Source organism: Rhodococcus sp. YL-1, assembly GCF_001942025.1.
Taxonomy (GTDB): Bacteria; Actinomycetota; Actinomycetes; order Mycobacteriales; family Mycobacteriaceae; genus Rhodococcus_F; species Rhodococcus_F qingshengii.
In genome coordinates this window covers 1675888-1695587 of sequence record NZ_CP017299.1, presented here as the reverse complement: position 1 = coordinate 1695587, position 19700 = coordinate 1675888, and the positions used below count along the sequence as shown (strand labels likewise).

Annotated in this window: 20 protein-coding genes; 7 read left to right on the top strand and 13 right to left on the bottom strand. The window is 62.8% G+C overall.

Annotated features, from left to right (window positions below):
• The first annotated feature begins 13 nt into the window (after window positions 1–13).
• On the top strand, window positions 14–763 hold the full coding sequence (locus tag BH682_RS07990) for an SDR family NAD(P)-dependent oxidoreductase (protein WP_003942076.1): 750 nt from the start codon (window positions 14–16) through the stop codon (window positions 761–763).
• A gap of 15 nt (window positions 764–778) precedes the next feature.
• Here the strand turns inward: BH682_RS07990 and BH682_RS07985 are convergent, their stop codons facing one another.
• From BH682_RS07985 to BH682_RS07970, 4 genes are all read right to left on the bottom strand, one after another.
• On the bottom strand, window positions 779–1537 hold the full coding sequence (locus BH682_RS07985) for an ESX secretion-associated protein EspG (protein ID WP_007735346.1): 759 nt from the start codon (window positions 1535–1537) through the stop codon (window positions 779–781).
• Window positions 1534–3072 carry a hypothetical protein gene (locus tag BH682_RS07980; RefSeq protein WP_075832626.1) on the bottom strand — a complete coding sequence of 513 codons (1539 nt, stop codon included), beginning with the start codon at window positions 3070–3072 and terminating at the stop codon, window positions 1534–1536. Before BH682_RS07980 ends, BH682_RS07985 begins: the two co-directional genes overlap by 4 nt.
• Window positions 3073–3192: 120 nt before the next feature.
• On the bottom strand, window positions 3193–4389 hold the full coding sequence (locus BH682_RS07975) for a L,D-transpeptidase (protein WP_039973478.1): 1197 nt from the start codon (window positions 4387–4389) through the stop codon (window positions 3193–3195).
• Window positions 4390–4421: 32 nt separating this feature from the next.
• A complete protein-coding gene (locus BH682_RS07970; protein ID WP_007735350.1) occupies window positions 4422–5465 on the bottom strand; it encodes a UDP-N-acetylmuramate dehydrogenase in 1044 nt (347 codons plus the stop codon).
• A 74-nt stretch (window positions 5466–5539) separates the two neighbouring features.
• Between BH682_RS07970 and BH682_RS07965 the strand changes: the two genes are divergently transcribed.
• The 3 genes from BH682_RS07965 to BH682_RS07955 all read left to right on the top strand — a co-directional run bounded on the left by BH682_RS07965 (window position 5540) and on the right by BH682_RS07955 (window position 7410).
• Window positions 5540–6037, top strand: coding sequence for a DUF2505 domain-containing protein (locus BH682_RS07965; protein WP_003942023.1), 498 nt, complete (start codon window positions 5540–5542; stop codon window positions 6035–6037).
• A gap of 76 nt (window positions 6038–6113) precedes the next feature.
• Window positions 6114–6614 carry a DUF2505 domain-containing protein gene (locus tag BH682_RS07960; RefSeq protein ID WP_007735352.1) on the top strand — a complete coding sequence of 167 codons (501 nt, stop codon included), beginning with the start codon at window positions 6114–6116 and terminating at the stop codon, window positions 6612–6614.
• Window positions 6615–6621: 7 nt separating this feature from the next.
• On the top strand, window positions 6622–7410 hold the full coding sequence (locus BH682_RS07955; protein ID WP_007735354.1) for a hypothetical protein: 789 nt from the start codon (window positions 6622–6624) through the stop codon (window positions 7408–7410).
• 70 nt (window positions 7411–7480) lie between these two features.
• On the opposite strand, the gene BH682_RS07950 is transcribed toward BH682_RS07955, so the two are convergent.
• The 3 genes from BH682_RS07950 to BH682_RS07940 all read right to left on the bottom strand — a co-directional run bounded on the left by BH682_RS07950 (window position 7481) and on the right by BH682_RS07940 (window position 11927).
• Complete coding sequence (locus BH682_RS07950; protein ID WP_075832624.1) at window positions 7481–9520, bottom strand: Ig-like domain-containing protein; 2040 nt, start codon at window positions 9518–9520, stop codon at window positions 7481–7483.
• An 81-nt stretch (window positions 9521–9601) separates the two neighbouring features.
• Window positions 9602–11038: an Ig-like domain-containing protein gene (locus BH682_RS07945; RefSeq protein WP_075832622.1), complete on the bottom strand. Its 1437-nt coding sequence runs from the start codon at window positions 11036–11038 to the stop codon at window positions 9602–9604.
• A 310-nt stretch (window positions 11039–11348) separates the two neighbouring features.
• On the bottom strand, window positions 11349–11927 hold the full coding sequence (locus tag BH682_RS07940; RefSeq protein WP_003941523.1) for a type IV toxin-antitoxin system AbiEi family antitoxin domain-containing protein: 579 nt from the start codon (window positions 11925–11927) through the stop codon (window positions 11349–11351).
• Window positions 11928–12054: 127 nt separating this feature from the next.
• On the opposite strand from BH682_RS07940, the gene BH682_RS07935 reads away from it, so the two are divergent.
• Window positions 12055–12825 (top strand): LmeA family phospholipid-binding protein, encoded by a 771-nt coding sequence (locus BH682_RS07935; protein ID WP_075835195.1) that lies wholly within the window; start codon window positions 12055–12057, stop codon window positions 12823–12825.
• On the opposite strand, the gene deoC is transcribed toward BH682_RS07935, so the two are convergent.
• The gene (gene deoC / locus BH682_RS07930) at window positions 12822–13487 is read right to left on the bottom strand and encodes a deoxyribose-phosphate aldolase (protein ID WP_047268935.1); all 666 of its coding nucleotides are present in this window, start codon (window positions 13485–13487) and stop codon (window positions 12822–12824) included. The two genes, BH682_RS07935 and deoC, sit on opposite strands and share 4 nt — an antisense overlap.
• Window positions 13488–13551: 64 nt before the next feature.
• Between deoC and purU the strand changes: the two genes are divergently transcribed.
• On the top strand, window positions 13552–14439 hold the full coding sequence (gene purU / locus BH682_RS07925; protein WP_075832620.1) for a formyltetrahydrofolate deformylase: 888 nt from the start codon (window positions 13552–13554) through the stop codon (window positions 14437–14439).
• A gap of 12 nt (window positions 14440–14451) precedes the next feature.
• Here purU and BH682_RS07920 read toward each other — a convergent pair whose 3' ends face one another.
• From BH682_RS07920 to BH682_RS07900, 5 genes are all read right to left on the bottom strand, one after another.
• Complete coding sequence (locus BH682_RS07920; RefSeq protein ID WP_021333908.1) at window positions 14452–15483, bottom strand: alpha/beta fold hydrolase; 1032 nt, start codon at window positions 15481–15483, stop codon at window positions 14452–14454.
• A 168-nt stretch (window positions 15484–15651) separates the two neighbouring features.
• Window positions 15652–15948 carry a DUF2516 family protein gene (locus BH682_RS07915; RefSeq protein ID WP_003941505.1) on the bottom strand — a complete coding sequence of 99 codons (297 nt, stop codon included), beginning with the start codon at window positions 15946–15948 and terminating at the stop codon, window positions 15652–15654.
• A 95-nt stretch (window positions 15949–16043) separates the two neighbouring features.
• Window positions 16044–16871: a heparin-binding hemagglutinin gene (locus BH682_RS07910; RefSeq protein ID WP_003941552.1), complete on the bottom strand. Its 828-nt coding sequence runs from the start codon at window positions 16869–16871 to the stop codon at window positions 16044–16046.
• Window positions 16864–17370 (bottom strand): helix-turn-helix domain-containing protein, encoded by a 507-nt coding sequence (locus BH682_RS07905; protein WP_003941483.1) that lies wholly within the window; start codon window positions 17368–17370, stop codon window positions 16864–16866. Before BH682_RS07905 ends, BH682_RS07910 begins: the two co-directional genes overlap by 8 nt.
• A 103-nt stretch (window positions 17371–17473) precedes the next feature.
• The gene (locus tag BH682_RS07900; RefSeq protein ID WP_020968906.1) at window positions 17474–18754 is read right to left on the bottom strand and encodes a DUF445 domain-containing protein; all 1281 of its coding nucleotides are present in this window, start codon (window positions 18752–18754) and stop codon (window positions 17474–17476) included.
• A gap of 170 nt (window positions 18755–18924) precedes the next feature.
• Here BH682_RS07900 and BH682_RS07895 point away from each other — a divergent pair, with 170 nt between their 5' ends.
• Window positions 18925–19659 carry a TetR/AcrR family transcriptional regulator gene (locus tag BH682_RS07895; protein ID WP_003941527.1) on the top strand — a complete coding sequence of 245 codons (735 nt, stop codon included), beginning with the start codon at window positions 18925–18927 and terminating at the stop codon, window positions 19657–19659.
• Window positions 19660–19700 lie beyond the last annotated feature (41 nt).

The window sequence follows — 19700 nt, the reverse complement described above, 5'->3', positions numbered from 1 at the left end:
CTACGATTGCATCATGACCATTTCTTCCGATGCCCGCATCGCCGTAGTCACCGGAGCCAGCTCCGGCATCGGTGAGGCCACCGCCCGCACCCTGGCAGCTCAGGGATTCCACGTCGTGATCGGTGCTCGCCGCGTCGATCGTCTCGAGAAGATCGCCGAGGAAATCGGTGGTACCGCTCTCGAACTCGACGTCACCGACGAGGATTCCGTCGACGCGTTTGCGGCCGTGGTCCCCCGTGTCGACGTGTTGGTCAACAACGCGGGTGGTGCAAAGGGTCTGGCAACAGTCCTGGACGCCGATCTGGACGACTGGCGGTGGATGTGGGAGACCAATGTTCTGGGCACGTTGCGTGTGACGAAGGCACTGCTGCCCAAGCTGATCGATTCGGGTGACGGTCTGGTCGTGACCATCACCTCGGTGGCCGCGCTGGAGGCATACGACAACGGCTCGGGCTACACCACCGCCAAGCACGCTCAAGCCGTCCTTCATCGGACATTGCGTGGTGAACTGTTGGGCAAGCCCGTTCGACTGACCGAAATCGCGCCGGGAGCCGTCGAGACGGAGTTCTCACTCGTCCGGTTCGAGGGCGATCAGGACAAGGCCGACAAGGTGTACGAGGGAATCACACCGTTGGTGGCGCAGGACATCGCCGAGATCATCGGTTTTGTCGCGTCGCGGCCGTCACATGTGAACCTCGATCAGATCATCGTCAAGCCGAGGGATCAGGCAAGCCCCGGTCGGTTCCACCGCACCACCAGCTAGTTCGAATCGTTCTGACTAACCAGTGCGAATCACCCGGTGCAGGACGAGGCCGAGATTGCGTGCAATCTCGGCCTCCGTCATTTCCGTGGAAGCGCTACGGGCACTTACGGTTTCACCAGCGGTGACGATGTACCGACCATCTCCGGCATAGTCGTACCAGTGGAACGTTATTCCGTCGTCTGTCGGTCTGCTGTCCACCGCTCCTCCCGGGTATGTGGTGACTTCACCGATCGAGGTCCGCTCTCGGCCGAAGAATCTGCTCACTTCCTCGCTCCCGCGCGCACCGGCAGCACTGCTCAGAAAGCTCGCTCTACCGGAAGTTTTCGGCCTTTCGATGCTCACACCACGCTCCGATCCAGCGGGGCAGGTCGGCAGGTGATCGACGAGCATCCGTGGAATTGCCGATGGGCGTACCACGGTGAAAACCACGTCGGAGCCACAGTCGACAGTCCTGCCGGGCAGTTGAGTCAGGAGCACCCCCAGGTCGCCGGCAACAACGCCGTGCAATCGCGTCACCGTACTCATGTTCTGCCCGTGAAAACCGGAAACCTCCACGCGAGCATCAGGATTCGCAAGAGCACCGAGAACGTGATGCAGCCGATCGTCGAGCAACCAAGCCAGGTGTGCTCCCGCTCGACGTCGCTCTTCTGTCAGCTCGTTCATGGTTTCGGCCGTCGGACGAAACCGCAGCGGGTACGGGAGTCGGTCACGTCCGACCGCTTCCCAGAGAATCTGGAATTCGAGGCCGGTGAACTGCCACTGCATGGTGGTCATTCGCCCAGCACCGCCGGGGAGACCATCGGTAGGTCGCCGACCAGGGCATTGCCGTTCTCGACTGTGACGAGGTAGCCGGGGGTGTCGTGAACGTTGTCTTCGTCTTGCCCTTGCCCTCGTCCCGGTGCCATGCCGCCGACGCCACCCATCGCGCCCCGACCGCTCTGCGCGCCCGTCGCCGAGGTACCGCCAGTTCCGTTGACGCCCCCACGCCCGCCACCGGCGAGGCCACCGGTGCCGCCAGGGCCGAGGGCTCCGACTCCGGTTCCGCCTGGCCCGAAGCCTCCGGTACCGATTCCACCAGCAGGACCACCACCCGAACCGCTACCTACCAGGCCTGACGGCGTTCCGGAACCAAGTTGAGCACCATTCGGAGTTGCACGAGCTAGGCCATCTGGCGCTGCACCGGCCGACAGTGGACCGGCATGTGCCGCCGTGGTCCCGGCCGGGTCGGAATCGGTTCCGGATCGAACTGCATCGACGTTCGGATTCCCTTGGGCATCAACGCCGCTACGGTTGTCACCATTTCCGGAATCGGTGCCGGATGGATTCTGACCGGAACCGTGTCCGGGCGGGTTTGCCCCGCCGGAGTTTCCACCGTCCGCTCCCCCGCCAATTCCGCCACCCGATGTAGATGGCGTGCCGAGCCCGTTTCCTGGACCCGAAAAGTTCCCGCCGTCGGCACCACCACCACCGAATGCGCCGCCACTTCCAGCCCCGCCACTTCCAGCCCCTCCACCGCCGGTGACCGGATTGAATGCGGCCGGGAGGATCGGCACCTGATCGTCCGCACGCTTCATGGACGGCAGATACACGTCCTTCATCACCTGGCGCGCTTGACGTTCGGCTTCTTCCGCTTCGTATTGGGCCTGCTTCCATGTAGCCCCGGGAACCATGCTGAGAAACCTCTCGACCGTCGAGGCGCCGTCGGGGGCCGGAATCGAGCGTTTGGCCTCGTCGAGTGCGATCTTCGCCTCCTCGATCTTGTTCGAGATCAGATCGACCCGCACCTTCAGCTCACCCGCATCAGCCGAGTAGGCCAGCACTGCTTCCAGCGCAGCCGAGCCGCCGCGCCCCTGCCAGCCTTCGGTGATCGCACCGTTCACGTCGTTCTGGAACTTCCCGATGCCGGCTTCGACCCGGCCTGCAATGGCCTTCCAAGCCTCACCGATCGCACTCAGGGTTGCCGGATTCATCTCGTTGACGTGGTCGAAGATTTCGGAGTGCGACATCGCATCGAACGGATCGTCGTCCACGATTGCGTGTTCGCTGTACTCGAGCGACGACGTCTGGGCGGTGAGGGCATCGCGCTCACCCCAGGCTCGTGCGCGCTCCACATCGGCGTCGACGGTCGCAGCAGCCATCTCGTCGTCGAACGCGCCGCGGTCGTCGGTTATGGATTGCACCAGAGCAGATGTAGCGATTGCGCTCGCGATGGGAGTGCCGACAACTGGCAATGCCGCCACGCCAGGAGGCACGGCCTGCGTCGCTTCGGAGATTCTTCCCAGCACGTCTTCCAGAAATGGAATGCCCACCGCTGTCCCCCTGAAGTCGAAAACCCCCGTCGGACTCCCCCGAGCCGACAGCACTTACCTGTACAGACGCAAGCAGAGCCCGGACGGTTCCCTCATCCACGGATTTACCGCAGTACAGAGTTACGGCAGTGCCGACATCGACTTCCAGGTCGGCAGATCGATTGCCCAGTCGTAGATGTCGCCGTCCGCAGGAGACAGGTCGATCGACGTGCCGGTCACCTCTACGGGGTCACCGTAGAGGGCGGTTCCGAAGTATTCCTGCGCGTCGGATGTCGACAGGTTGATGCAACCGTTCGTGACGTTCGACGAGCCCTGCACCCCGGTGGTCTCAGGATTGGCGTGGATGAATTCGCCGTTGTTGGAGATGCGCACGGCCCAACGCTCACGCACGTTCTCGTAGAACGGCGGATTGGACATCATGAAGTCTTCGTACTTCTCCGTCACCATGTGAATGCCGCTGCGCGTGACGTTGCGAGGTTCGTTTCCCTCGCCGTAGCTGACGGGAATGTCCATGATCGTCTGACCGTCGCGCACCACCTGCATGCGGTGGCTGGGCGCATTCGCCTTCACGATCTGGCTACGACCGATCGTGAAGTCGAGCGTGAGATCCTGGTCGCCGAAGGCGCCACCGCCGTAGTTCAAGCCGTAGAGCTTGGCGTCCAGATGGACAGTCGTGCCCGGCACCCAGTAATCGGCCGGACGCCAATGGGCCCGCGATCCGCCGTTGTCGTCGGCCAGCCAAGCCCACGATCCGGCGGTGGGCGGCACGGTGGTCACGACAAGCGCCTTCTCGACGGCCGCCTTGTCGACGACGGAGTTGTCGAACTGCAACGTGATCGGTGCCGCGATACCAACTTCTTGGCCGTCGGCGATGTTGAGGGTGGCGCCAGTGGTCGACTCCGGGGCAACCGTCGTAAAGCTCCCTTGGACTGGCACGGATTTACCGTCGGTTCCGGTTGCCGAGCCTGACCACGAATACGTGGTGCCGTAGCCGAGTGCCTCACTGACGGTGAACGATGTCTTGTCGGGCGACAGTTGTCCGGCGACGGCTTTACCGGCTGCGTTGCTGAGGTTGACGTCGGACAGCGTTCCCTGGGTCACGGCTACCGAGACGGGAGCGACCGGGCTGACATCTTTGGTGCCGGGCGCCGGCGTCGACACCACAGTCGCCACCGGTGCTGGTTCGGCGGCCGCCGCGCCGCCCTGTCCGTCCTTGCCGCCGATCGTGCAGCCGACGACGGCCACCATCACAGCGAGCAATACAGCTACCAACGCAACAAGACGCGAACGACTTCTCCTACCACCCAGCTCATGCACTTCAACAGGCTACCTGCGGGCTCTGTCAGGAATCAGACGGTGCAGCCCACAGTTACCGGTTCCGGTTCCAGGCGGACGCCGAACGCGGCCTCGACTCCGTCGCGCACTGCCCGCGCGAGCGAGACCACATCCGCACTCGTTGCGGACCCTCTGTTGGTCAACGCCAAGGTGTGTTTGGTCGACAGCCTGGCCGGTGCATCTTCGCCGGGATAACCCTTCGAGAATCCGGCCCGTTCGATCAACCATCCGGCCGAGAGCTTGGTTCCACCACTGCCGGGGAACTGCGGCACGGTGACGTCGCCGAGCTGTTCGGCGATGGCTGCGAGCACGGCAGGCAGCTTGTCGTCGGGCACCACGGGGTTAGTGAAGAAGGAACCCGCGCTCCAGGTGTCGTGGTCGTACGGATCGAGCACCATCGCCTTACCCGTCCGAAGTCCCAGAACTGCCTCGCGGACCTGCGACGCAGGTAACCGCTCGCCTTCTTCTGCCCCCAGTGCGGTGAACAGTTCGCGGTACGCGAGCGGGGCGCTCAATCCGTCGGTCGACGCGTCGAATTCGACGGCGAGAACCAGTGCTGCGTCCGAATGCTTGAGGACGCTCGACCGGTAACCCAAGTCGAGTTTCGACGGTTCGACCCACGACACTTCGCCATTGCGTCGGTCGAGCAGTTGAACTCGCCGGAGTCGCGAGCCCACCTCGACGCCGTACGCGCCGACGTTCTGCACCGGCGTCGCACCGGTCGAGCCCGGAATCCCGGACAGGCACTCGAGGCCACCCAGTTCCGCGGCGACCGATTGACCGACTACTTCGTCCCACACCGCGCCCGCTTCGGCGACGACGCGGTCCGTGTCGAGGCTCACGGTGGTGTTGGCCACACGAACGACAACTCCGTCGAATCCCGAGTCGGAGATCACGAGATTGGATCCGCCGGCGAGAATCAGCGTCGGGATCTGCTCGCGATCGAGCAGCGTCACGACGTCGATCAACGACTGCGTCGTCGGACATTCGGCGAGCAGCCGCGCCGGTCCCCCGATTCGGAGCGTCGTCAATCCCGACAAGTCAACGTTCTCGGACACGAAAGCGCCTGATTCCACGACGCGTCTGCCAATGGTTACGTCCCACACATCGATAAACGGTAGCCTCCACAATCGTGAGCCGTCGCATCGAGCATTCGTCGAAGTACACAGTCCCCGCCGAGAAGGTCCATGAGGCGGTGACCTCCGAGCAGTACTGGCGCGACCGAATCGTCGCTGTCGGTGGTCCCGGCGCAACGATCGAAGAGCTGACCGTTCGCGACGAGACCGTCGCGGTCACGATGTCGCAGATCATTGCCGCAGAGCATCTCCCCAGCATGGTGTCGAAAGTCGTCAACGGCGACATCGTCATCAAGCGCAGTGAAACGATGGCGCCTTTCAAGGACGGCAAGGCCACCGGCACCTTCTCCGCCCACGTCGACGGCGTTCCCGCCCGTGTCGAGGGCACGCAGGTGCTGACAGGTGACGAGAACTCCGCCACTCTCGAGATCGACGGTGAGGTCGAGGTCAAGATCCCGTTCCTCGGCGGAAAGATCGAAAGTGCGATTGTCGACGAGGTTGTCCGGCTCATCCAGGCCGAACAGGACTTCACCCGGGAGTGGATCGCGAAGTAAAACCCTGCGGGCGGCGGCAGTTGTGGATACAGCCGATTTGGCTTGTCACAGCGTGTAACCGGTATTCTTTTCGATCATGGCTCGCCGCATCGACTACTCCGCCCGCTATCAGCACTCCCCCGAGCAGGTCTATGCGGCGCTGGCGGACCGCTCGTACTGGGAGGCCCGTGTCGAGGAGATGCGCAAGCATTCCGAGAACCATGTGGAACATTTCGAGGTCACCGATTCCGGAATCGATCTCGTGCTCCACCACATTCTTCCGCGCACGGATTTGCCCGACATCGCTCAGACAGTGATGAAGAAGGATCTTGTCATCACTCGTAAGGAGTCGTACGGCGCCTTCGGCGACACCGTGACCGGAACGTACGAAGCGTCCATCCCGGCCGGGCCGGGGAGTTTGTCCGGCACCATGGAGTTGTTCGCGACCGATACCGGGTCCACGCTGCGAACCACGTCCGAGGCCAAGGTCTTCATACCGTTCATCGGCGCGAAGTTGGAGCAACTGATGCTCATCAACCTCGTAGATCTGTTCCGCACCGAAGCCCAGGTCACCGCGACCTGGCTCGCCGCACGCTGAACCCGCCGTGAAGAAAGCTCCACCCCCGAAGATCGAGGGGGTCATCACCCGTGGCACGACGGGAATCAACAGACTGCGACGTAGTGACCGGTGGATCGTGCACAACCGCACTATCGCGCACGCCCTGAACAACGCGACCGATCCGTTGATCGTCGACCTCGGGTACGGGGCGAGGCCGGACACCACCTTCGAGATGGCAAGCCGCCTCACCGCTGTCCGGCGGGATCGACGCGTCATCGGGCTCGAGATCGACCCCGCCCGCGTGGTCGAGAGTCGTGACGGTGTCAGCTTCGCCCGTGGTGGATTCGAACTTGCCGGTCTCACACCCGTCTTCGTACGCGCCTTCAACGTGCTCCGGCAGTACCCGGAGGAGGCTGTGGACTCTGCGTGGGCACACATTCAGTCCGGTCTCGCACCGGGCGGGCTGCTACTCGACGGAACCTGCGACGAACTCGGGAGACGTTGCGCCTGGGTGCTTCTCGACGCTGATCGTCCATTGACCCTGACACTGGCCTGGGATCCCTTCGACATCGAGCGCCCTTCCGACATCGCGGAACGTCTCCCGAAGGCTCTCATCCACCGCAACGTTCCCGGTGAGCCGATCCACGCGTTGCTCAGCGCGGCCGATCGAGCCTGGGCCACCGCCGCGCCGCACGCCTCGTTCGGACCTCGCCATCGTTGGGCTGCCGCATTGGAAATTCTTCGGGCGCAAGGAATTCCCGTGCAGCCCGCGCGGCGACGTCTTCGTGACTGCATCCTGACCGTGCCCTGGCACGTCGTAGCGCCGAATCCCTGAACTCACAGACGGGAAACGCCCCGCCGCGGAGGTGTTCTCCGCGGCGGGGCGTCCGTGTGCAGGCGTCGGGCTAGGACCCGAAGATGTTTTCCAGGCTTCCCAGTGAACCGGTCGAACTGCCGCCGTTGCCGGGATCGCCGCCGTCGGACTCTGCCGTGACCTTGACGGTGACTGCGGCCTGGGTCTCGGAACCGAGATAGCCGTCAGTTCCGCTGAACACCGCGGTGATTCGGCGATCTCCGAGTTCGGTGAAGGTGTGCGAGAGCGTGGCCTTACCGTTCACCACCGCAACTGGTCCACCGATCGGGGTGGTTCCGTCCATGAACTGAACCGTTCCTGCGCTGAGCGTAGGTACCACTGCCGCAACAAGATCGACCTTCGCGCCCTTGACCGCTGACGCCGGAGCGCTCACGGTGATGGACGTTTCCTGATCCTCCGCGGCCGGAGCCGTGACCGAAACCGACTGAGCAGCCGAGGTAGAGGTGAGGAATCCCGCGGCACCCGAGTACACGGCCGTGATGTCATGCGTGCCGACGCTCGCGAACTCGTGCATGATCGACGCCTTGCCCTCGACGACCGGCACCGGCGAGCCGAGATTGCCCGCGCCGTCCTTGAACTGCACTGTGCCGCCCACCGGCGTCGGCGTGACGGTTACCGACAGACCAACTGCCGTACCGGTTTTTGCATCCGCCGGAACGGTCAAGACCGTCTGGGTCTGCTGGTCGGTGGGAGCCGGCGCCTTGACGTTCACGGTCTGGGCGTTCGATGTCGAGCCCAGGTAGTTACCCGAACCCGAGAACACTGCGGTGATGCTGTACTCACCCGCCACGTTGAAGGTCGGCGTGGTTGTTGCCTTACCCGAGGCGTCCACGGGAACCGGGGATCCCAGATCCCTGCCACCTTCCTTGAACTGCACGGTTCCGCCTGCAGCACCGGTCGAGACGGAGGCAGTGAACGACAAGGCCTCCCCTGTCGAACCTGTCGACGGGCCGACGAGGGTAGTCGTTGTGTTCTCCTCGACCACCACCGGAGCGACTGTCAACGCATGTGGCGCCGACGTCGAAGTCTGGTAGACACCGGAACCGGAGTACACCGCCACGATCGAATGCGCTCCGACTGCATAGGAATTCGTCAGCGAAGCCTTGCCGTTGGCATCGACGGGAACGGCGCCGCCGAGGTCGGTTGCACCGTCCTTGAACTGCACCGTGCCACCCGCCGGAGTGGGCGACACCGTAGCCTCGACGGTCACGGACTCACCTGCAACTGCACTTGCGGGACCGGTGATCGCGGTTGCAGTGCTCTTGTCCGCTTCGGACACTACGACGTCGACAGCCGACGACGTGGAAGTCGCCACCTTTGCATTACCGAGATACTTGGCCGTCACGCTGTGGGTTCGGACGTCAGCCGGTGTCCAGGCAAGCGTTGCAACACCATTGGCGAGCGCGCCCGCACCGATCTTGGAACCGGCGTCGAAGAACTCCACCGAATCACCGTCGGCACCACCGGTCACCGTCGCACTCAACGTCACCGGTTGCCCCACCTGAGCGCCACCGACGGGCGCAAGTGCCGTCGTCGACACGTTCTTCTGAACCTTGACCGAAGGACCACGACCATTTGTCGTGTCATTCACCCAAGCCGAACCGTCGAAATGCACTGTGCTTGCCAGATCGGTCCCGCGCTCACATCCTGCGCCGACCCGATACTGAAACTCGAACGACTTCGTATTGTTCTGATACAACGGCCAATCCGTGATGCTCGCGCTCACACGCACAGAATCAGCGCTCACCGGCGTTTCCGGGGAATAGGCCTTCCCGTTCACCTTCGCCGAGCCCTCGACATACGTCATGCACGACGGATGAAAATCCCGAACCGCGTAGAGGTAATTGACCACAAAGTCGGTCCGCTTGAACACTGTCGTAGAGGTGATCACATCACCTTCCGACGGCGTCGCGTTACTGATCGTTCGTGTGATCTTGTAACCACTCGAATTGAACTCCGCCGTCACCGGAGCCGCACCAGCAACCCCGACACCCGCAACCACCGCGAAACCCGCAGCAACAGCAAACACACTCAAACCTGCACCTGCACGGCGTGCAGAACCTACAGACATAGCTTTTCCTTCTCGAGAAGTGAGCGAAATGGGTGATGCCCCACCGCCGAACGCGGGCGGGGCATCACCAGGTGTCGGCGGCTAGGAGCCGAAGATGTTGCCGAGGCTGCCCAGCGAACCGGTGCCGTTGCCTGGTTCTTCACCGTCGACGGGTGCGGCGATCTGGACGGAGACCTGATCGGACGATGCCGTCACCGTGCCGGCGCCCGAGTACTCCGCCGCGACAACTCGCTGTCCCTGAGTTGCGGGCTTCCACGAAAGGCTGGCCTTTCCGGATGAATCGACCGTAGCCGAGCCGATGACGGTCTCGCCGTCCTTGAAGGTGACTGTGCCACCCGCATTGGCGGGGCTGATTTGAGCGGAGATCGTCTGGGCGACGCCGACCTGGCCCGCTACTACGCTGAGATCTGTTGTGGAGCTTGTTGTTCCGGCGGGCTGTTCGGCGACTGTCACATTCGCGGTGGTACTCGACCCAGTGACGCCGGATCTGCCGGAGAATACGGCTTCCACCGTCTGTGCACCGGCGACCGTCGGAACCCAGGCATAGGTCGCTTCACCGTTGCCTGCCACCGGCACCGAAGCGAGCACCGTTCCGCCGACCTTGAACGTGACCGTTCCACCGGTGCCCGACGCGGACACAGTCGCTTTGAGATTGGTCGACTTGCCGACCTGCGCGCCCGAGATCGGCGCCAGAGTCGTGCTGGACTGAGCATCGGCCTGCGAAACGTTCACGATCAGCGCTGCCGAAGCGGAGCCGACGGCACGCGCCGTGTCGGCGAACTTCGCTGTGATCGAGTGGTCTCCACGGGTGGTCGGTGTCCAGGCAAGTGTTGCAACACCATTGGCGAGCGCGCCCGCACCGATCTTGGAACCGGCGTCGAAGAACTCCACCGAATCACCGTCGGCACCACCGGTCACCGTCGCACTCAACGTCACCGGTTGCCCCACCTGAGCGCCACCGACGGGCGCAAGTGCCGTCGTCGACACGTTCTTCTGAACCTTGACCGAAGGACCACGACCATTTGTCGTGTCATTCACCCAAGCCGAACCGTCGAAATGCACTGTGCTTGCCAGATCGGTCCCGCGCTCACATCCTGCGCCGACCCGATACTGAAACTCGAACGACTTCGTATTGTTCTGATACAACGGCCAATCCGTGATGCTCGCGCTCACACGCACAGAATCAGCGCTCACCGGCGTTTCCGGGGAATAGGCCTTCCCGTTCACCTTCGCCGAGCCCTCGACATACGTCATGCACGACGGATGAAAATCCCGAACCGCGTAGAGGTAATTGACCACAAAGTCGGTCCGCTTGAACACTGTCGTAGAGGTGATCACATCACCTTCCGACGGCGTCGCGTTACTGATCGTTCGTGTGATCTTGTAACCACTCGAATTGAACTCCGCCGTCACCGGAGCCGCACCAGCAACCCCGACGCCCGCAACCACCGCGAAGCCCGCAGAAACAGCAAAAACACTCAACCCACCGACAACACGACGAACACCACTCACGGACATCCAGATCCCTCTCGACAACGGGGCAGACAGGCGTCCAGGACAAGCGTCCGTCTGCTTTCGATGCCGTGACGTTATCCCATTGACTGTAAAGTAACTACGCTTTTCGCAGATTTAGTTCATCGGCGACATCGCCGAACTGCAATAACAGTGGGCTGAACGTCCCGAACCGCACATCTGGATGCGTTCTTACCTGCGCTAAAGACAAAACAGTCGCCCGAAAATAGCGATTTACAAATCTCTGATATCGGCGTCATATTCGATTTCGGGCGTGATGCCAGAAGGTCGCAGGAGCCTCGAAGATCTCTCTCGGCTACAGGCTTGCGGCCAGAGCCAACTCGACCCGAACAGCAACGTCGACGCTCGCGTTCTCACACGAGAGATACAGCTCGTGCGCGTCCAGTCGACCTATCGCGACCGCATCGGCGACTACTTCGTTGAGCAGGACTTGAGAAATTCCACCGGAAGCGAGGTCGTGCACGGTACGCAAAGGCGTGGTGATGCGGATGGGCCCGATCTGTTCACACTCGTCGTCCGCGAGCGGCAGTCGGTGCAGCGCTACCTGACGGGTCGGCGCCGCGAGAGGGTGCGCAACGGAGAGGTGAATGAAGCGAGGTTGCAGGTGCCCGAGGCCATGCAGATCTGCGGCACTGTAGTGCGAGACGGTGGCGCTACCGGCGAACCACGTGCACCACTTCGCGAACTCGTCCAAGGCGGTATGTCTGACGCGTTCGAGGCGAAAAAGTCCGCGACACTCACATGTCCATGTTCCGGATTCCGTCATTTCTTCCATCAACGCCAGACCGAAACCCAGTTCGGATGCCTGGAGAGCCGTGACAAATCCGCACTGTCGCAGCGCCAGCAGCTCGAGTGATTCGTAGTCCGAAGCCATGACCACCTCCGGTGACCGTCGAAAACGCCGTTTCGAACAGACTACGGGCGAGTGTGTCGCGCATCACAGGAATGAGGAAGTGCGTATTCACAGAGTTCGTTCAGACTCGTCGGGAAGAATCTGGCGAATGACTGTCGCAGCGAACAACCCTCGTCCGCGCAACCGAGTGCTCATCATCCTTCTCGTGGTGATCGCCGTACTCGTCGCGGCGCTCGTCGGTGGAGAACTGTACGTACGCAACCAGGTGAAGACCTGCATGGCCGATCAGTTCCAGAGCGAACTGGGATCCCAGGTCGACGTCGGGTTGAGCTGGAAGCCCGTACTCCTGCAGGCAGTCGACAAGAAGGTGCCGTACATCAGCATCGACAGTGACGACTCTTCGTTCGGCCCCGCAACGGGAATGCAGGTTCACGCGAAGGTGAACGACATCAACTTGCAGCCCTCGGCGGGCAACAGCGGCACCATCGGCAGCTCCAGCGCCGACGTCACCTGGTCTACCGCAGGCATTCTCGCCACCTTGCAGGAACAGACCTTCGGCGGGCTCGTCTCCGGCGTCACCGCCGACTCGAGCGCCGGAACACTCGCGTTCGACGTCGGTCCGGTCGGGCTCGCGAAGCTCACGGTCAAGCCCACCGTCACCAACGGTGTGGTCGACGTCCAGACCGTCGGCGCCGAGATTCTCGGATTGGGTCTGCCGACCGATCTGGTCGACGGCATCGTCCAGACACTCACCGACAGCCTGCAGACCTACCCGCTGGACATGAAGCCCACGAAGCTGACCGTCACCGACGACGCTATCCTGATCTCGTTGGAGGGCGGCGCTTACGCCATGCCCGTCGCCGACGCGAACAACCAGAACACCTCGGCGGTTCCGGACAGCTGCGGCCTGCTGACCTAGTCGGCCAGACCGTCCAATACTGCTCGACTTCCGGATAGTCCGAGGCGGGTGGCGCCGGCCGCGATCATGTCGAGCGCTGCCTGCGTCGTACGTATTCCGCCACTGGCCTTGACTCCCACGCCCGGGCCGACCGTCTGCGCCATCAGTGCGACGGCCTCGACCGTCGCTCCACCCGCGGGGTGGAAGCCGGTGGAGGTCTTGACGAAGTTCGCCCCGGCACGCACAGCTGCGCGGCAACATTCGACGATGGCCTCGTCGGACAGCGCTGCGGTTTCGAGGATCACTTTGAGGATCGCACTCTCCCCCATCGCCTCGCGGACGGTGAGAATATCGGCCAACACCGCGCTGTAGTCGCCGGCGACCGCCGCTCCTACGTCGATGACCATGTCGATCTCGGCTGCGCCTTGATCGACGGCCAGTCGCGCTTCAGCACCCTTGACCAGCGAATGATGCTTCCCCGACGGGAATCCGACGACGGCCGCCGTCACAAGTCCCTCGGCGCGAATCGGCAACATCGACGGCGAGACACAGACAGCCAGCACACCGAGGCTGCGTGCTTCGTCGATCAGGGCGGTCACATCGGCCGCGGTGGCTTCGGGTTTGAGGAGAGTGTGGTCCACCATCGCGGCAACCTGGGAACGAGTGAGTGCAGCTTCAGACATGTTGGAAAGCTTGGCACACCACCACGCGACCGTCGCTGCAGCCGCACCTGAGAGACTAGGCCGCATGACCGCTGCACCATCGATCGATGATCGTCGCTATGTTCTGTCCCTCGGCTGCCCCGACACCACGGGCATCGTCGCACGCATCTCGACCTTTCTCACCGACGTCGGTGGATGGATCGTGGAGGCCGCATACCACGCCGATGCCGACACCGGATGGTTCTTCACGCGTCAGGCGGTCCGTGCATCGTCGGTGAGCATGAGCATCGACGAGCTTCGTGAACGGTTCAAAGCTGTTGCGGCCGAGATCGGTCCGGAAACCGAGTGGACTCTTCACGACTCCGGCGCACCCAAGAAGATCGTGTTGCTCGTGAGCAAGGAAGGTCACTGCTTGCATGACCTCCTTGGCCGCGCCGCGGGCGGGGAACTCCCCGCAGAAATCAGCGCCGTCATCGGAAACCACGAAGATCTGCGCAGTGTCACCGAGCGCCACGGGATCGACTTCCACCATGTTCCGTTCGCCAAGGACGCGGCAGAACGGGGACCGTCCTTCGAGAAGGTCCGCGCCCTGGTCGACGCTCACAATCCCGACGCCGTGGTGCTTGCCCGATTCATGCAGGTGCTGCCCGAATCACTGTGCGAGCACTGGGCCGGGCGCGCGATCAACATCCACCACAGCTTCTTGCCGTCGTTCATCGGTGCCCGCCCCTATCACCAGGCTTTCGCCCGCGGCGTGAAGTTGATCGGCGCCACCTGCCACTACGTGACCGCCGAACTCGATGCCGGTCCGATCATCGAGCAGGACGTGATCCGTGTGGACCACGCCGACGATGTCGCCGACATGGTCCGTCAGGGTCGAGACATCGAAAAGCTCGTACTCTCCCGCGGACTGCGCTGGCACCTCGAGGATCGTGTGCTGGTCCACGGGCGCAAGACGGTCGTCTTCAGCTAGAGCTGCGTTGCGCTAGAGATTGCGCAGTCGCACGATTTCCTTGTCGAACTCGTCGATGTTCTCGATCGACGACATGTGACCGACGCCCGGCAACACGATCAACCGTTCGAGGTTGCCGGCGTCGTCGAGGACTTGCGCAAGCTTGCGCGCATGGACCGGCGGAGTGAGCCGATCGAGCGAACCGACGAGCACCGTGGTCGGCACTTCGAGATTGTCGAGTCCCTCGTGAATGTCGAGGGTGCTCAGCGCTGCTCCCCAACCTCCACGGATGCGGGGCTTGCACTCACGAACGATGTTCTCGCAGAACTGAATCTCGGCCTTGGTCGCGTTCGGTGACATCGAGACGTACTGGATCGCCTTCGTCATGGCGCCCGAGGAGACGAACGGAACGGGCGAACTGAGGATGGCGCGGCCCACGGGGACCGGCACGCGAGGGAAACGATTAGGCAGTGGGATGACCGTGGTCTCGGCGATCAACCTTTCGCTCGCGGTGCTCGCGAGCATGACCGCCGACGCGTACTTCTTGACCTCGTCGGGGTGACGACCCGCCCAGGCGATGATACTCATCCCGCCCATGCTGTGACCGACGATGACGGCCTTCTTGTCCTCGCGAACCGTGGCCGCCAGCACTGCAGAGAGATCGTCGGCAAGGACGTCCGGGCCGAGCGGAAGATTGCCGACGGTGCTGCGGCCGTGACCGCGCTGATCGTAGGTGATGACGCGATATTCGCCGGCAAGCGCATTGACCTGCGGGTACCAGAATTCGGTGGAGCACGTCCAGCCGTGACTGAGAACGATCGGATCGCCGTCGACGGGACCGTAAGCCCGGACATTGATGATCGCACCGTCGTCGGTGGTCAGTTCGCTGATGTCAGCTTTGAGCGTCGGAGTCTTCAGGAGTGCATTGGGCTCGACGTCGCTCGACAGAGTCAACCCTCGCGTGGATCGCCGATGACGGATCCCAGCGACGGCCGCGACGAGTGCTCCCACTCCGACGGCGCCTGCCAGTACTCGAAGCTCTGTGGTGCGCGAACGACTGGACATGCATTTACCCCTGACTGCTGCTGACGACAGACGGATGCAATCTATGTGTGACTGCCGTTAACCGACACTATCACTCGAACAACGCCCGTTGTCAGCGTTGGCGAGAAGAGTGGGGCAGCACACCATGAGCCGAGAACCACGGCTCGGAATGAGCGGGAGTGCGGCAAACTACCAGCGAGAACCGCCGTGCTGAATGTCGTCCACCCGCGGGCGAACGTCGACGAGATACACGCACACTGCAACGACCGCGATGATGCCCAGGAGCCCGACAGGGGACGTCGCCAAGAGAATCAATGCCGCGACGATCAGAATTCCCAGCCAGATCGGCTTGGTCAATTTGTTGACCGCGGTGAAAGCGTCAGGACGCTGCCTGACGGCATGAACGATCGCGTAGACAGCACCCACCAATGCGAGCACTTTGAGTGCGAGAAAGATCAGACCGACTAACCCATCGACTTGAGTCACAACTACATCCTAAGTTCTCATCCGGTTCCCGACGAACACGAAGGCTCCCACACTCGGCTGAGCGCGGGAGCCTTCGTCAGGTGGAGCTGGGCAAATCAGGCCTTCTTGGCCGGAGCAGCCTTCTTGGCCGGAGCCGGTGCGGTGGCCTTGGCCGGAGCAGCCTTGGCGGGTGCAGCCTTGGCCGGAGCGGCCTTCTTCGCGGCGGTGGTCGCGCGCTCCTGGACGTCGGAAGCAGCAGCGGTCACGCGAGCGGCAGCTTCCTTGGAAGCCTCGTCAGCCTGGTCACCGAGGTCGAGGACCTTCAGTGCAGCCTCGTCGCCTGCGTCGGCGATCTTCTCACCGGCGTCAGAGATCTTCTCGCCGACCTCTTCTGCGGTGTCGGAGATGCGTCCGGCAGCGCGGCCGGCCAGCTTGGCAGCCTGCTCGCCCACGGCGCGCGTCTGACGAGCAACGGTTCCGAGTGCGTCTTCGGTCAGCTCGACGGCGTCGCCGAGTGCCGACTCTGCAGCAGCGATGCCTTCTTCGACTGCGGGCTGCTTGCGGATGCGCTCGACTGCGTCTTCGCCACGTTCTGCGAGGGAGTTGTACAGATCTCCGGCAACCTTGAGGTATGCCTCGGCGACCTTGCGGAGTTCCTCGGGTGAGAACTTCTCGCGCAGCTCGGCAAGCTCTTCGGGCAGCTCGGACGGCAGGCCGGCGAGACGCTCGCGCAGCGCATCGACGCTCTCGGCAACGTCACCCTGGACGGAAGCGAGCTTCTCGCGAGCACCGTCGACACGGCCGTTGACATCGCCCTGGGTGTTCTCGGCGCGCTCACGAACCTGAGCAACTACATCGGCCACGGCCTGGACAACCAGGTCGCCTGCGCCGACGGCGGCGTAGAGCGAGGTCTTGACGCTGTCGATGGCGTTCTTGTCAGTCATCTTGTTCTCCTAGTGAAGTCTCGGTGTCTGGAATTGCGGCCGATTCAGCGAAATCGGGCGCTGCGGCTGGTCTTGACGACTCGTTCTCGCGACAGAACGAGTCGTAGATTTCGAGCAGTACTTGCTTCTGCCGTTCGTTGATGGCCGTCTCGGCCAACACCGCGTCCCTGATGGGACTGTGCGGGCGTTGCTCGAGATATCCCGCTTGGACGTACAGCACTTCTGATGAGACTCGAAGGCCCTTGGCGATTTGCGCCAGTACGTCCGCCGACGGTTTGCGCAATCCGCGTTCGATCTGACTCAGATACGGATTGCTGACGCCGGCGAGTTGAGCGAGTTGGCGCATCGAAACTTGGGCGGCTTCCCGCTGTGCACGAATGAACCCCCCGATGTCGTGTGCCGCAGAGCTGACGACGCGAGCTGCCAAGTCGCTTGCTCCGGCTGCGGCACCGGATGATTCACGATCTCCGTCATCGGAGTTCGTCGACTTCGCTGGCATTGCGTCCTCCCTTTCCAGTGGACATTTCCCAGGATAGGAGAGGGTGCTAACTATTGCAAGCACTACTGCTAGCACTCGTGGTGGACGTCACATACCGGACAGCTCAGCCGAAGATGAGCGTCGAAATCGTGTAGATCAGCAGTCCGGCGATCGAGCCCACAACGGTGCCGTTGATACGGATGAACTGAAGATCTCGACCGACCTGCAACTCGATCTTCTGGCTCGCTTCGTCGGCGTCCCACCGCTCGACGGTGTCACTGATGACTCCAGTGATCTCGTCGGTGTAGTTCTCCGCGATGTACTTGGTGCCCTGCACCAGCCAGCCGTCGACCTTCTCACGCATGGACTCGTCGTCACGCAGCCTGACTCCGAAGCCGGCGACGTTCTCGGCGACCTTGGTCCGCAGGGTGCTGTTCGGATCGTCGACGGACTCCATGATGAGCCGCTTGGCAACCTGCCATGTCGACGACGCCAGACCCGTCACTTCCTCGCGACCCATGATCTCGGCCTTGATCCCCTCGGCCTTCTTGATGGTCTCCGGGTCGTTCTGCAGATCATCGGCGAAGTCGATCAGGAAGCGGTTGGCGGCGAGGCGTACCTCGTGTTCGGGGTTGGAACGGACCTTCCAGGTGAACTCGACTAGTTCCTTGTAGATCTTCTCCCCCAGCATGGCGTCGACGAACTTCGGCGACCACGCGGGCGAATCGCGAACGATCACACGATCGATCGTCTCCTGGCTGCCGAGAGCCCACTGATGTGCCCGCTCGGCAAGCAATTCGATGATCGGCAGTTGCTTGTTGTCCTTGAGAAGTTCACCGAGCACTCGGCCGATCGGCGGTCCCCACATGGGCTCGGCCAGACGCTTCACGATCGTGTTGTCGATGATCTGGGCGATGTCCTCGTCGCGAAGAACCTCGACCATGCCGCGCAAGACCGTCGACGTCTCGGCGGCGACGCGAGCGGCGTTGGCAGGTTCGGCCATCCACGTTCCGAGCCGCAGCGGAATCTGCGCCTGCTGCACCTTGGCCGACACAACCTCGGGAGCCAGGAAGTTTTGACCGACGAATGAGCTCAGGCTGGCTCCGAGCTGGTCTTTCTTACGCTTGATGATGGCAGTGTGCGGGATGGGAAGGCCCATCGGATGACGGAAGAGCGCGGTGACGGCAAACCAGTCGGCAAGCGCGCCGACCATGCCCGCCTCGGACGCGGCCCGGACGTACCCGACCCACTCTCCGGCGCCGCGGGATTCCTGCCACCGGCAGAAGATGTAGACCACCGTCGCGAAGCCCAGAAGGCCAGTAGCGAAGACCTTCATCTTGCGAAGGTCCCGACGCTTGGCGGCGTCGTCGAAGGCGGAGAGGCTCAGTTGCTGCACCCTCGCCATTGTGCCGAAAGGTGTGACGCGGCGTAGCGCGAGCGACACGAAGTCCGATTCTGCAGGACCTAATCCCCCGAACTGCGGATGTGAGTGCCCGAGATAAAGGCGCGGACATTAAGCTGGACCGGAAAGTAGACCGATCGGACGTGGCTCGCACCACAGATATGAGATGACTCGTGGCCAAGAATGCCGTGCAGGACAACGAGCAGGTAGACGGCCCAGTCGTTGCTGATGCGAAGCCCGAGAAATCCGACGGTCGTAAGCGTCGTTGGCGTGAGCACAAGATCGCTCGCCGCGAGGAACTCGTCGACGGCACCATCGCCGCCATCCGCGCGCGCGGCCGTGAGATCGGCATGGACGAGATCGCGTCCGAGATCGGTGTCTCCAAGACCGTGCTCTACCGATACTTCGCCGACAAGAGCGACCTCACCACCGCCACGATGATGCGGTACGTCGAGACCATCCTGTCGCCGCGTATCTACGAAGCGATCAGTGGCGATCTCGACGATTTCGAACTCACCCAGGCGAGCATCACCGCATACGTCGAGACGGTGGCATCCGACCCCGACATCTACCTCTACGTCATGGCCAACGGCGCCGGCGCCAACCGCGACGTCGTTGCCGATTCCGAGCGCATGATCGCCGAATTGCTCTCCACGGTGTTGGGCAATCGTCTTCGCGAGATGGAGATGGATTCCGGCGGTTCGCTGCCGTGGGCGTTCGGGATCGTCGGCGGAATTCAGCTCGCGACGCACTGGTGGATCTCCAACAAGTCGATGTCCGCGGAATCGCTGATCGACTACCTCACGATGATGACGTGGGGCGGCATCACCGGCATAGCGGCGGTCAACGGATCACCGGCCAAGTTCAAGTCGGTTCCGCATCCCCTCGTCAAGCCTGCCGAGGACTGACTCGCCCGAGACCGAACTTTCGAGCCGCCGGGCGCGATCCT